Source organism: Pedobacter sp. (assembly GCF_965227205.1).
Lineage (GTDB): Bacteria > Bacteroidota > Bacteroidia > Sphingobacteriales > Sphingobacteriaceae > Pedobacter.
Window position 1 is genome coordinate 4,252,267 of the sequence record NZ_OZ245727.1, and the last position, 13,309, is coordinate 4,265,575.

A 13,309-nucleotide genomic window follows, 5' to 3' on the forward strand; every position below is an offset into this window, starting at 1 on the left:
ATGAAAGTTAAAATAGGCATTACCGGACAGGAGGGGTTTGTAGGACAGCACTTGTATAATACAATTGGCTTATTTCCAGAAGAATTTGAAAGAATTCCGTATCATATTGATTATTTCAAAGATCAAGAAAAATTAGAAGAATTTGTTAGTCAATGTGATGTAATTGTTCACCTGGCAGCAATGAATAGGCATAATGATGCTGAAGTACTCTATTCAACAAACATTAATCTGGTAAAACAATTAATTGCCGCACTTGAAAAATCAAATAGTAAAGCTCATGTTTTGTTTTCTTCATCATCACAAGAAGAAAGAGATAATCTTTATGGGAGAAGCAAGAAGGAAGGACGTGAATTGTTGGTTAATTGGGCCTCGAAAGCGGGCGGTGTATTTACAGGTTTAGTTATTCCTAATGTTTTCGGTCCATTTGGTCATCCATACTATAACTCATTTATTGCTACCTTCTCGCACCAGCTTACACATAGTGAACAACCAAAAATTGAGGTTGACGGAGAGGTGAAATTAATTTATGTTGGAGAATTAGTAGAAGTTATTTTGAACGAGATAAGAAGCAAAAAAAGCAATCCACTTTTCGTAATACCTCATACTTCCGTTAATAAAGTTTCGGAAATATTGACTCTGCTAGAAAGCTACAAACAACAATATTTTTTAGGTGGAATTATCCCTCAATTGAATTCTAAATTTGAATTAAATCTGTTTAATACTTTTAGATGTTATATTGATATCAAGAATCACAATCCGGTTCAATTTGTACAACATACTGACCCGAGAGGTTCATTTGTAGAAGTTATTCGATTAAGCATTGGTGGTCAGGTCTCTTTTTCTACAACCATTCCAGGGATAACAAGAGGTAATCACTACCATACTAGAAAGATTGAAAGGTTTGCTGTAATAAAGGGGAAGGCATTAATCCAATTAAGAAGAATAGGCACAAATGAGGTTTTAGATTTTTATTTGGATGGAAATGAACCATCTTATGTAGATATGCCGATCTGGTATACACATAACATTAAAAATATAGGAGAAGAGGAACTCTACACCAATTTTTGGATTAATGAATTTTATGATCCGGCAGATGCCGATACCTATTTTGAAGAAGTTTAAATTATAAAGGAATACGATTGATGAAAGCGAGATTAAAAGTAATGACAGTTGTTGGTACCAGACCAGAAATTATACGGTTGGCTAGAGTAATGGCAGCCTTAGATAATTCTGATGCAATTGAGCATGTCATTGTACATACTGGTCAGAATTATGATTATGAATTAAATCAAATATTTTTTGATGATTTGGCTATTCGTAAACCTGATTTCTTTTTAAATGCAGCTGGTAAAACAGCTACCGAAACCGTAGGTCAAATCTTAATTAAGATTGACCCATTATTAGAAAGTGAGAAACCTGATGCTTTTTTAGTATTAGGTGATACAAATAGTTGCTTGTGTGCTATACCCGCCAAGAAAAGACATATTCCCATCTTTCATATGGAAGCCGGAAACCGATGTTTTGACCAACGTGTTCCAGAAGAGACCAACAGAAAGATTGTAGATCATGTATCTGATATCAACCTTACATACAGCGATATTGCCAGAGAGTATTTGTTGAGAGAAGGTTTACCAGCAGATAGAATTATCAAAACTGGTTCGCCCATGTTTGAAGTACTCACTCATTATGCAGAATCTATTGAAAATTCTAATATTTTAGAAAAGTTATCATTAGAAAAGCATAAATATTTCGTGGTTTCTTCACATCGTGAGGAGAACATTAGTAACGAAAGGAATTTTCTCGGCTTAATGGAGAGTTTAAATTTAATAGCTGAAAAATATGGTTATCCTATTATTGTAAGTACTCATCCACGTACACAAAATATGATAAATGCCAAAAAAGTTGAGATGAAACCTGAAGTTCAATTCTTAAAACCAATGGGCTTTAACGACTATAATGCATTACAGATGCATTCATACGCAGTTTTGTCAGATAGTGGAACTATCTCCGAAGAATCCTCCACACTAAATTTTCCTGCATTAAATTTAAGAGATGCACATGAAAGACCTGAAGCAATGGAGGAAACATCTGTAATGATGGTTGGCATGAACAAAGAACGCATTATGCAAGCGTTGGTTCAATTACAATATCAAAAACGTGGGGTAGACAGAAACTTTAGGAAAGTTGCTGATTATTCTATGCCAAATGTTTCTGAGAAAGTTGTGAGAATTATTATCAGTTATGTAGATTATATTAAACGAGTGGTTTGGTCGGAACAGAATTAAAAAAAATGTCAAATAAAAAGAAAGTTTTAATACACAGTATAGCATTTAGTCCTGATGGTGTATCAACTGCTTACTTATATAATGACATTGCCAAAGCTTTCAAAGATTCGGGGTTTGAAGTTGTAGTTTTAACAACAACTCCGCATTATAATGTAGTTCCAGAAAATCTTAGTCAACAACCCTTAGCTAAAAAAGCTTTAGGGTTGTATTATATTAGTGTGTTTAATGGTATTAAGGTGCTTCACGTTCCGCAAAAAAAATTTAAATCTACAGTTCTTCGTTTATTTGGCTTTGTTTATTGGCATATTCTTTCGCTCATCCTTGGCTTAGCGCAGAAAAACGTCGGTGCAATTCTGTCTCCTTCGCCACCACTTACAATTGGCCTTATAAATTTGATTATTGGCAAAATAAAAGGCGCTAAAGTAATTTATAATGTTCAAGAGATTTATCCTGATTTTTTGATTGAACAGGGTGGATTAAAGTCAAAAATTGTTATTAGATTTTTAAAATGGCTCGAACGAATTGTTTATAATAAATCAGATGCGGTAACTACAATAGACGAAGTTTTTTACAATACTATTTTAAATAGGTTTGATGATAAACATAAGTTACATATTATCCCGAATTTCGTTGATACTGATTTATATAAGCCCCTTCGCAAAGAAGAAGTTCAATTAAATGCTACCCACTTTAGACAGAATGATAACCTAAAATTAATGTACGCCGGTAATATAGGGCATGCTCAAGATTGGGAACCTTTAATCTCTGCTGCAATTTTATTGAAGGAAGACAACATTGATTTCTACATTATTGGCGAGGGTGTAATGAAGCAACATTTAGTAGAACAAGTTAGGATTTACAACTTAAATCATGTACATATCTTATCTTATCAGCCTAGAGAATTGATGGCGCAGCTGTTAGCATTTGCTGATTTGCAGTTTATATTTATGTCGAAAGAAATGGAAGGCCACGGGTTTCCTTCCAAAGTTTACACGATAATGGCTTGCGCAAAACCTTTAATCGTATGTTCTGGGCTAGGTACTCCAATAATTAACTTTCTTAGTAAGCATTCATGCGCTAAATTGATTATTGATCACGAGGATTTAGCCAAGACAGAAAAGATCGTTAAATATTTAAAAGGTGTTACAAAGACAGAACTGATTAAAATGGGAAATAATGGATATCAAGTTGTTAACACTTTATATAGTAAAGAGATTGTTGCTAATCAATATGTTAGTTTAATTAGTTCATTGATATGAAACCGGAGATTGTGATAACTGGTGCCAGTGGTTTTGTTGGGATGAATCTAATTCCGTATTTACAAAAAGCAAATAATTTAACCCGAAGATTGGATAGAAATGAATTGGAGAATGAATTTTCTTTAAATGGAAGCTATGCTATTGTACATTTGGCAGGCAAAGCGCACGACCTTAAAAAGACATCTAATCCTGATGAATATTATCAGGTTAATTTTGAACTAACTAAAAAATTATATGATGTCTTTCTAAAATCAGATATCAAAAAGTTCATATTCATCAGTTCGGTTAAAGCAGTAGCAGATATAGTTAATGGCACTTTAACAGAAGATGCTTTACCAAATCCTAAAACAGATTATGGAAAATCTAAGTTAATGGCTGAACACTACATTCAAAGTCAAGAATTACCAGAAGGAAAATCTTATTATATTTTAAGACCCTGCATGATACATGGCCCAGGTAATAAAGGAAATCTTAATTTATTATACAAATTTGTTGAAAAGAATATACCTTATCCATTAGCCTCATTCCAAAATAAACGTTCCTTTTTAAGTATCGAAAATTTGTGCTTTGTTATTAACGAATTGCTTCAAAAAGACATTTTTTCTGGTATTTATCAAATAGCAGATGATAAATCATTATCTACGAATGAGGTTGTGGAAATTTTAGCAGGTTCTTTGGGTAAAAGGCCTAAACTGTGGGGTATACCTAGTAATTTAATCCGGGGTGCAGCTAAATTTGGCGATATATTTAAGCTTCCATTGAATACGGAAAGGTTGAATAAGTTAACGGAGAACTATGTTGTAAGTAATGAGAAAATTAAAAAAGCTTTAAATACTGAATTTCCAGTAACAAGCCAGGATGGGTTAACCTTGACCGCAAAATCCTTCGGTTTATAACTATCGACTAACAAGAAACTTACCGCTGTTTATTAAGTAAATATTATCTTTGTCCATTAATAACTAAAATGACGTTTTTAGCTGCAGTTACCATCTTGTTTAGTCTTTTTGCAATAGAGTTAATTTATTTTAAAGTTGCAGATCATTTCAACATTATCGATAAACCAAATGCCAGGAGCTCGCATAACAGCATTACATTAAGAGGTGGCGGTGTAATATTTTGTTTGTCTGGAATAATTTTTTTCATTCTATCTGGCTTTCAGTTTCAATATTTTATAATCGGCCTAATTGCAATTGCTACAATTAGTTTTATAGATGATATATTAACACTCAACAACAAAATTAGGTTAAGCGTTCATCTAATTGCTGTATTACTGATGTTTTATCAATGGAATCTTTTTGAACTTGCTTGGTACTGGATTCCTATAGCTTTAATTTTTGTAATCGGAACGATAAATGCCTACAATTTTATGGACGGCATTAATGGAATAACCGGTTCTTACAGCCTATTGGCTATAGCTACCTTATATTACATTAATAACTATGTGGTAACATTTATATCGTCAGATTTTCTGATAGTAGTTGGTTTATCATTATTGGTTTTTAACTTCTTCAACTTTAGGAAAAGAGCGAAATGTTTCGCCGGAGATGTTGGGAGCGTTAGTATTGCCTTTATTATTGTTTACTTGATAGGACAATTAATTATAAAAACGGGCAATTTTAATTATATATTGTTCTTGTTGGTTTACGGATTAGATGCTGTAATTACTATTTTCTTTCGTTTGATGAAAAAGGAAAACATCTTTGAAGCTCACCGCAGTCATTTTTACCAGTATTTAACCAATGAAAGAGGATGGTCTCATTTGCTGGTTTCCGTTGGGTATTTTATTGTTCAGCTTATCATTAATTCAGCAATTATTTTTTTATTGAAAGATTCTTTCTATATGGCAATCTTTTTTGTTTTTGTTTCAGTTGTGGCTTTTCTTATAATTAGGTTTTTAACTGAGGGGAAGCGCAAATTATTAGGGTAGTCCTGTGTAAATCGTGCTATCTGACAAATTAGTTTATAGGTCGCTTTCGCGAATAATTGGGAGGTGCTGTGCCTTGCAATGGTGATTATGTTGATTAGTCCTTCGAATCCATTTAGGATTACGATTATGTTTATGCCACAATGAAGTGTGGTAATATGGCCTAGAGATTGTTCTACTGAAGAATCAGACATTCTGCGCTTTGTAAATAGGGTATGTCCTTCAACTCCGCTTAGGGTGATGAAACTAGAAAGCAAAAAATGAAATTTGAACTTCTTGGTATCGTGCAGTTGAACCAACTGTTTTAGAGATTGCTTCGTACCTCGCAATGACGGTAATATTGGTTAGCCTTCGACTCCGCTCAGGACGACGAATTAGACAGGCTTAAGATAAGATTTGCACCTGTGAAAATTGTTATATTAGATAAATTGGTTTATGGATGCTTCCCCAAAGAATCGGGAAATGCAATACCCCGCAATAACGGCTATAATGGTTAATCTTCGACTACGCTAATAATGACAAGTATTAGCTCTAGGAAGCTATTATTTTTTATGGCATTTTAATTGCTAATTGGTACATGTATCGGAAATATATTATTTAACCGTATTAATATTATATTTATCTTTACGGTTAAATAAAGCCTATAGAATCTTGTTTACTCAAATTAATATTGTTCCTCGCTGGATAATTTTTCTCTTAGATATTATTATCTGCACATTCTCTATGGTCTTTGCTCATGCGCTAAGGCATAATTTAGACTTGACTTCTGTTAATATTTCAGAACTTGCGAGAAGTATATTGATTCTTGGAATAATTAATGTTGCTGTCTTTCTTAATATTAAGACTTATGCCGGTATTATTAGATATACGAGTGCACAAGATTCGTTCAGGATATTATTTTCTGTTATTATCAGTAATGGAACCTTTTTTGTCCTAAACCTGATATCAATAACATTTTTTCAAGAACTTTTAATTTCGCATACTGTTTTGATAACAAATGGTCTGGCGAGTTTTCTTTTACTAATTACTTATCGGATATTAATCAAATATTTTTTCCTATATATTAAAAACCTTAAGCTTGATAAGAAAAAGGTCATTATTTACGGAGCTGGAGAGGCTGGCTTAGCTACAAAAAGAACATTTGACCACGATGGTAGCGTAAATAAGAATATTGTTGCCTTTGTGGATGACGATGACAGAAAAGTCGGTAAGACTATTGACGGGGTAAGGATTTTAGATGCAAAACGATTGGAAAGTTTAATTTTAGAACATGAATTGGATGAAATTATCTTTGCTTCATATACTATACCTGATGAGCGCAAAGATCAAATTATCGATTTGTGCCTGGAAAATGACATTAAAATTTTAAATATTCCTCCTCCTGATGTGTGGACGAATGGAAAATTACAGCCCGCTCAGATTCAAAAACTTAATATTGAAGATTTATTAAACCGTAAATCTATTGATATTGATATTGATGGAATTGGGAAAATGCTGGATAAAAAGCGAATTTTAATTACCGGGGCAGCAGGTTCTATTGGTAGTGAGATCGTACGTCAATTGTCTAAATTTGATGTGGGCTTAATCATCATCTGTGATCAGGCTGAATCTGCTTTACATGAGTTATATCTTGAACTAGAAGAAAACAACCGCAGTAAAAACTATCATGCTTTCATAGGAGACGTACGTGATGAACAGCGTATGGATGTGCTGTTTAATACCTACAAACCGCATTATGTATACCATGCCGCGGCTTATAAACATGTTCCGCTAATGGAGGATAATCCGGCAGAGGCCATTAAAGCAAATGTATTGGGTACTAAAACAATTGCAGATAAGTCGGTTAAATATGGGGTTCAGAAATTTGTAATGATTTCTACAGACAAAGCCGTGAATCCAACGAATGTGATGGGAGCCTCTAAACGCATCGCTGAAATTTATGTTCAATCGCTTAACAACTCCTTAAACCAATCTGATTTTATATTTAGTAATGGATTAAGCTATATTAACGAACTTGATGTAAAACCAATCACTAAGTTTATTACTACCCGATTTGGCAACGTACTGGGTTCAAATGGCTCCGTAATTCCTCGATTTAAACAGCAGATTGAAAAGGGAGGTCCGCTCACGGTTACTCACCCGGAAATTACTCGGTATTTTATGACAATTCCTGAGGCTTGCAGATTAGTTTTGGAAGCTGGATGTATGGGCAAAGGTGGTGAAATTTTTATTTTTGATATGGGTAAATCTGTTAAGATTGTAGAATTAGCCAAAAAAATGATTCGTTTAGCAGGTTTGGAACCAAATGTTGATGTTAAAATTGAATACTCTGGCTTAAGGCCGGGAGAAAAACTTTACGAAGAATTATTAAATGATAATGAAAATACCATGCCTACACACCATCAAAAAATAATGATTGGTAAAGTGAGGGAATACGTATTTAATGATATTGTTGATCAAATCACAACACTTATACAATCAGCTAAAAGCAATAACGACCGCCAGGTTGTAATCAACATGAAAAAGTTGGTTCCTGAGTTTAAGAGTAAGAATTCAGTTTTTGAAGAATTGGATCAACTATCTTAGTCAGGATATATGAAAAGATTAACAGGAATTATAATTCTTTGGCTATTTATTGGTTCTTGTGCCAAGGAAGTGAAAAATGAAGAGGAAGTCTATTTTAATGACTTTGAAACCAATAAGATCGAAGGAATTGGCAATGCCATTTTAGAAAACTATAATGGTTCAATGGTTTTGGGTCGCTATAATGCTTCAGGATTTGACTTAAATCTTTCAAATCTTCCTAATCACAAACTTGTTGAAGTTTCCTTTGATTTATACATTCATGATAGCTGGGAGGGAAATAAGGTTAGTGGCGGAGTCGATGGTCCAGACATCTGGAAATTTATGGTAGATGGATTCTTATACGTTAATGCAACATTCTCTAATGAGAATTGCAATAATTCGGGATTTTGCCCTCCGCAATCTTATCCTTCAGATTTCCCAAATGCATACAACAATCCTAAAACTGGCGCAGCAAATCCAAATTTACCAGGCGTGTGTAGCTTATCCGGTAAAATTGGCGGAACCACATTATATAAGATCAAGAAAATTATCGAACATTCTAAATCGACGCTTTTGATGCAATGTAGAGATCAGCTTACCCAGACTAATACTTCTGATCCTAAATGTAATGAAAGTTGGTCGGTCGATAATATCAGGGTTAAGGTCATTAATTTATGAGAAAGTCAATTTACTATACTGTTGTAATTATATTAACATCTATAACTTATAGTTATGGGCAGTCGTTGTCAGTTGGTTCAGCTGCTTTAGAGGATTATTACAGAAGAGCCCAGCTTTCCGGGAAGTTAGATTCTACAGTTTCCTTTACTGTAAGGCCTATCATTCCTAAAACGGCTTTTGGAATAAAAGATATGGATTATCCCGATTCTACTGAGATGAGATATAATCTATTTGATGCCGAACGCTCAGGTATTTCGAAAGATGGAAAATTTAGGTGGCAGCTTTTACCTATGGGAGTTTTGTTACAAAATAATTCTCACCATCCATACGGTTGGAATGATGGTGCTATGATTCCGACAAAAGGTCTTCAGACTTTATTAACTGCCGGGATTTATGCTGAATACGGGCCTCTAACCATACAGTTTAAGCCAGAGGTTGTGCTTGCTGCAAATACTAGTTTTGAAACCTTTGATAAAAATCATTATGATGTAGTAACGGCCAGATATTATGATTTCTACAATAACATAGATTTACCTGCCAGATTTGGTAGAGATGGCCTCACTAAAGCTTATTGGGGGCAAAGTAGCATTCGTTTAAACTATCAAGCTTTATCATTTGGCTTATCAACCGAAAATTTATGGTGGGGTCCTGGTGTACGGAATTCTCTCTTGATGAGTAATACTGCGCCTGGCTTTAAACACCTGACATTGAATACCAGAAGGCCTATCAAAAGCCCTGTAGGTTCATTTGAGGGGCAAATCATCGCTGGACGGCTAGAGAATTCAGGGTATGGTGTACTTGAGCCGGAACGAGAGTATTTTTATCAACCACTGTATGTTGCCAAACCTAATGACTGGCGTTATTTATCTGGATTAGTTTTAACGTGGCAACCAAAATGGGTGCCAGGTTTGTTTTTAGGCTTAACCCGAAGTGCACAACAATATAGTACAGCTTTGGGTTCAATTGGCGATTATTTACCTTTCTTCTCTTCTAAAAAACAATCTTCGGCGGCCGAGGCAATTAATAAAAGAGATCAAAGAAATTCATATTTCATACGATGGTTATGGACAGAAGAAAAAGCTGAAGTTTATTTTGAATTTGGCAGAAATAACTATTCTGGGGGAATAAATGATTTGGCTTTGGAGCCCAATGTATCGAGAGCATATATCTTCGGAATCAGAAAGTTATTTCCCTTCGGTTCGCGTAACGGAGAAAACCTTATGTTAAGTGCGGAGGTTACACAAATGCAAGAAACTAATATCTCGAAAGTATTGAACCTTGATAGCTGGTATACGAGCAAGAATATCAGGCATGGTTATACCAATAGAGGACAAGTATTGGGGGCAGGCATTGGCCCAGGTGCCAATCATCAATCTGTAGAATTAAGTTGGGTAAAAGGTTTGAAAAGATTAGGCTTCCAGATTGAACGATTGGTACACAATAATGATTTTTACTATTACGCTTTTAATGATTCAAAGGATTTTAGAAGGCACTGGACAGATTTAAGTTTTGCGGCGAGCGGTGAGTGGAATTATAAAAACTTTATTTTCAACGGTAAACTTCAAGGTATTCAGTCCTTAAACTATCAATGGTATTTACCAGATGAGCCAGGTCAGTCTTACATGACTCCGGGTAAAGATGTCTTTAACTTACAACTGCAAGCAGGAGTAACTTATCGTTTTTAAGTCAATAAATAATGAAGAATATTTTCTACTATACATTTGTCTTTCTTTTAATTGGGGCTTCAATAGACTTGTTTGGACAAACTATTCCTGTAGGAACACAAGGGCTGGATGAGTATTACAGGAGGCTACAATTACAAGGTAAATTAGATTCGACGATTTCCTTTAGCAATCGACCTTTATCAAATGAGGCTTTAAAGCTGAATGATATTTTTGATCCTACTAATAATTTAGCTGATGGATTTTATAAATCCTCTGGACCAATTTCTTTTGCAAACGGCAGAGGTAAGTTTCAAATATTACCATTTAGTTGGCAACAGCAGTTTAATTCTCATCATCCTTATGGCTGGAACGACGGAGCAATGATTCTTGCTAAAGGCTATCAAACAATAATTTCGGGTGGTTTTTTTGCTAAGTTCGGGCCTTTAAGTATACAATTAAGACCAGAGTATGTATATGCTCAAAATGTTTCCTTTGCAAGCTACGGAAATCTTCGTTCGGATGCTGAGTTGCGTGCTTACTATGTAAATTATAATGCAATAGATGCACCTGAGCGTTTTGGAAATGCCCCATACAGTAAATTTAATTGGGGACAGAGTAGCATCCGCCTAACTTTAGGGCCTGCATCTTTGGGCTTATCTAATGAAAATCTATGGTGGGGGCCTGGGATAAAAAATAGTTTAATGATGAGTAATAATGCACAGGGTTTTAAGCATGTTACATTAAACACTGTTCGCCCAGTGAAAACTCCAGTAGGTTCTTTTGAAGGACAAGTATTTGGTGGCCGATTAGAGTCTTCTGGATTTTCTCCACTAGATAATACTAAGACTAGCAATGGTACTTTGATATATAAAAAACCAAGGGATGATTGGAGATATTTAGCAGGCTTGAATGTTAACTATCAACCTAAATGGTTGCCTGGCTTATTTATTGGTTTTACGAGAACCTTTATGTCGTATGGGCCAGATTTGGAAGGTTTAGATGATTATCTTCCATTCTTCATTCCTTTCAGAAAAAATAGAATTGATAACGGGGGTGGAGATGATGGACAAGCGAGGGATCAGCGTACATCACTTTATGCCAGATGGGTATTAACTAAAGCAAAAGCAGAGGTATACTTTGAATATGGTTTAAATGATAATTCATACAACTTCAGAGATTTTATTGGTTCTCCAGATCATTCACGAGCTTATCTTTTTGGCTTTAAAAAATTAATTCCTTTGAAAGATAAAACCGAAGAGTTTATACAATTTGGTGCTGAAATTACCCAAATGTCTCAGACTATAGATGGCTTGCTTTTAAGAGATGCTGGAAGTTTTTATTATCATTTTGAAGCAAGACAAGGTTATACCCATAATGGAGAAGTGTTGGGCGCAGGTTCGGGTCCAGGAAGTAATTTGCAATCTTTCGATATTAGCTGGGTTAAGGGTTTGAAAAAGTTAGGCTTGTCGTTTGATAGGTTAGAACATAACCGTGATTTTTATGATAGTGCTGGTTTTGGTAATGCAAAAGGGGGGAGCAGAAGTTGGGTGGATTTTGCTCTAGCAGCTGAAGGTAATTGGGATTATAAAAATTTCTTGTTTAATGCAAAAATTCAAGGGATTAAGTCTTTGAATTACCAGTGGAGGCAAAAGGATTTTACCGATACGCAATATTATATTCCACATAATACTGTGTTTAATTTTCATGGGGAATTAGCGGTGGCGTTTAGGTTTTAGTGCTGGCAGCGCATTGCTCTTCAACTACACTCAGAGTGACATCCAGTTATGGGAATACGAATTAATAGATTCTTTGACTCCGCTCAGAATGATAATATTAAAAGAAAATTAATCTAATCCTTTCTTTTAATCAGAAGAAACAAGCAATAAAAAGCTCCGAGTAATACCCCCCCCACTGCGATACCAAAAACCTTACTCATTTTGTTTTTCTTCAATGGCATTTCAGGTTCATCAACAATTTGGAATGTTGGTGTTTCCTGCATAAGCATAGATCGGCTTACTTCTAAGTTTTTGATGATTTCTGAGTAAATAGTTTGTAAAACTCTCTTATCACGCTCTTGAAGTTCTGCACCAACTCCAATAGTAGCAAAGGCAGGATTAGCATCTAACATGATAGCATTTGCGCCCGCTGCTGCGTATGTTTTACGATTTAACAATCTTCCAATACTATCTGCCCTATGCTGTAATCGATTTACATTTATACGTAATCTTTTGGTTTTAGTTTCGATGTAGAACTGCGTAGCCTCGTCAATCAAGCGGGTAGATACTAAACTTGCTAACTGCTCGTTTTTCATTGTTGTAGTTAGAGCAAAAAAGCCAAGTTTTTTGTCAGGTTTGCTCACAGATAGTTCCTTTTCCGTAACTCTTCTGATAATATCCTGAAGTAAACTATCCTGTAAACGGGTGTATTTTCTAGTATCAGAAGGGAACATGATTTTTTCCTTCTTTGTGTTTGCTTTAAGGTCTTTCCAGTCTTCCTTTAACTTATAAGCATCAGCATATTTATCTGCGATTGTATAATCTTTATTGGCTGTGTCTAGCGGTGTCAAAATGGTTTGCTTAACCATTTTCTGGCTGGTTAATAATTGTAGCACATTGTCTCCGGCTAAAACGCCACTTGTTCCGCCAGTTAAGCCACCAATGTCAAAACCCATTTGTCCGGCAAGAGAAGATAATATACCGCCACCGCTTGATTTACCTTCTTCTACAACAAATGTAAGCTTTGCGGTGTAGCTTACCGGCCAAAATAATGCCATAATTAAACCTAATCCTCCTCCAATTAATCCAATAATTAATATTCTGAGTTTAAATTTCCATAAATAAGCAAGGTCTTTTTTGCGGGCATTAATCATACTTGCAAAAGAAAATTCCTCTTCCACATTAGTGTATTTAGTTTTATTTTCTTCGGTTTGCATTC

General features: G+C 34.9%; 10 protein-coding genes. 9 read left to right on the forward strand and 1 reads right to left on the reverse strand.

Annotated elements, in window-relative coordinates; genetic code table 11:
- The 9 genes from ACO05K_RS18455 (at position 1) to ACO05K_RS18495 (ending at position 12,111) form a co-directional block, all read left to right on the forward strand.
- The gene (locus ACO05K_RS18455; RefSeq protein ID WP_421945881.1) at positions 1–1,122 is read left to right on the forward strand and encodes an NAD-dependent epimerase/dehydratase family protein; all 1,122 of its coding nucleotides are present in this window, start codon (positions 1–3) and stop codon (positions 1,120–1,122) included.
- Positions 1,123–1,142: 20 nt separating this feature from the next.
- Positions 1,143–2,285, forward strand: a complete 1,143-nt coding sequence (wecB, locus tag ACO05K_RS18460; protein WP_421945882.1) for a non-hydrolyzing UDP-N-acetylglucosamine 2-epimerase — start codon at positions 1,143–1,145, stop codon at positions 2,283–2,285.
- A gap of 5 nt (positions 2,286–2,290) precedes the next feature.
- Positions 2,291–3,544, forward strand: coding sequence for a glycosyltransferase family 4 protein (locus tag ACO05K_RS18465; protein ID WP_421945883.1), 1,254 nt, complete (start codon positions 2,291–2,293; stop codon positions 3,542–3,544).
- Positions 3,541–4,440, forward strand: coding sequence for an NAD-dependent epimerase/dehydratase family protein (locus ACO05K_RS18470; protein ID WP_421945884.1), 900 nt, complete (start codon positions 3,541–3,543; stop codon positions 4,438–4,440). Before ACO05K_RS18465 ends, ACO05K_RS18470 begins: the two co-directional genes overlap by 4 nt.
- Before the next feature lie 68 nt (positions 4,441–4,508).
- Positions 4,509–5,471 carry an MraY family glycosyltransferase gene (locus tag ACO05K_RS18475; protein ID WP_421945885.1) on the forward strand — a complete coding sequence of 321 codons (963 nt, stop codon included), beginning with the start codon at positions 4,509–4,511 and terminating at the stop codon, positions 5,469–5,471.
- Positions 5,472–6,119: 648 nt separating this feature from the next.
- The gene (locus ACO05K_RS18480; protein WP_421945886.1) at positions 6,120–8,054 is read left to right on the forward strand and encodes a polysaccharide biosynthesis protein; all 1,935 of its coding nucleotides are present in this window, start codon (positions 6,120–6,122) and stop codon (positions 8,052–8,054) included.
- 9 nt (positions 8,055–8,063) lie between these two features.
- Positions 8,064–8,711 (forward strand): hypothetical protein, encoded by a 648-nt coding sequence (locus tag ACO05K_RS18485; protein ID WP_421945887.1) that lies wholly within the window; start codon positions 8,064–8,066, stop codon positions 8,709–8,711.
- Positions 8,708–10,396: a capsule assembly Wzi family protein gene (locus ACO05K_RS18490; RefSeq protein ID WP_421945888.1), complete on the forward strand. Its 1,689-nt coding sequence runs from the start codon at positions 8,708–8,710 to the stop codon at positions 10,394–10,396. The genes ACO05K_RS18485 and ACO05K_RS18490 overlap by 4 nt, the downstream gene beginning before the upstream one ends.
- 11 nt (positions 10,397–10,407) lie before the next feature.
- Positions 10,408–12,111, forward strand: a complete 1,704-nt coding sequence (locus ACO05K_RS18495) for a capsule assembly Wzi family protein (protein WP_421945889.1) — start codon at positions 10,408–10,410, stop codon at positions 12,109–12,111.
- Between the two features lie 113 nt (positions 12,112–12,224).
- Here ACO05K_RS18495 and ACO05K_RS18500 read toward each other — a convergent pair whose 3' ends face one another.
- Complete coding sequence (locus tag ACO05K_RS18500; RefSeq protein WP_421945890.1) at positions 12,225–13,307, reverse strand: hypothetical protein; 1,083 nt, start codon at positions 13,305–13,307, stop codon at positions 12,225–12,227.
- Positions 13,308–13,309 lie beyond the last annotated feature (2 nt).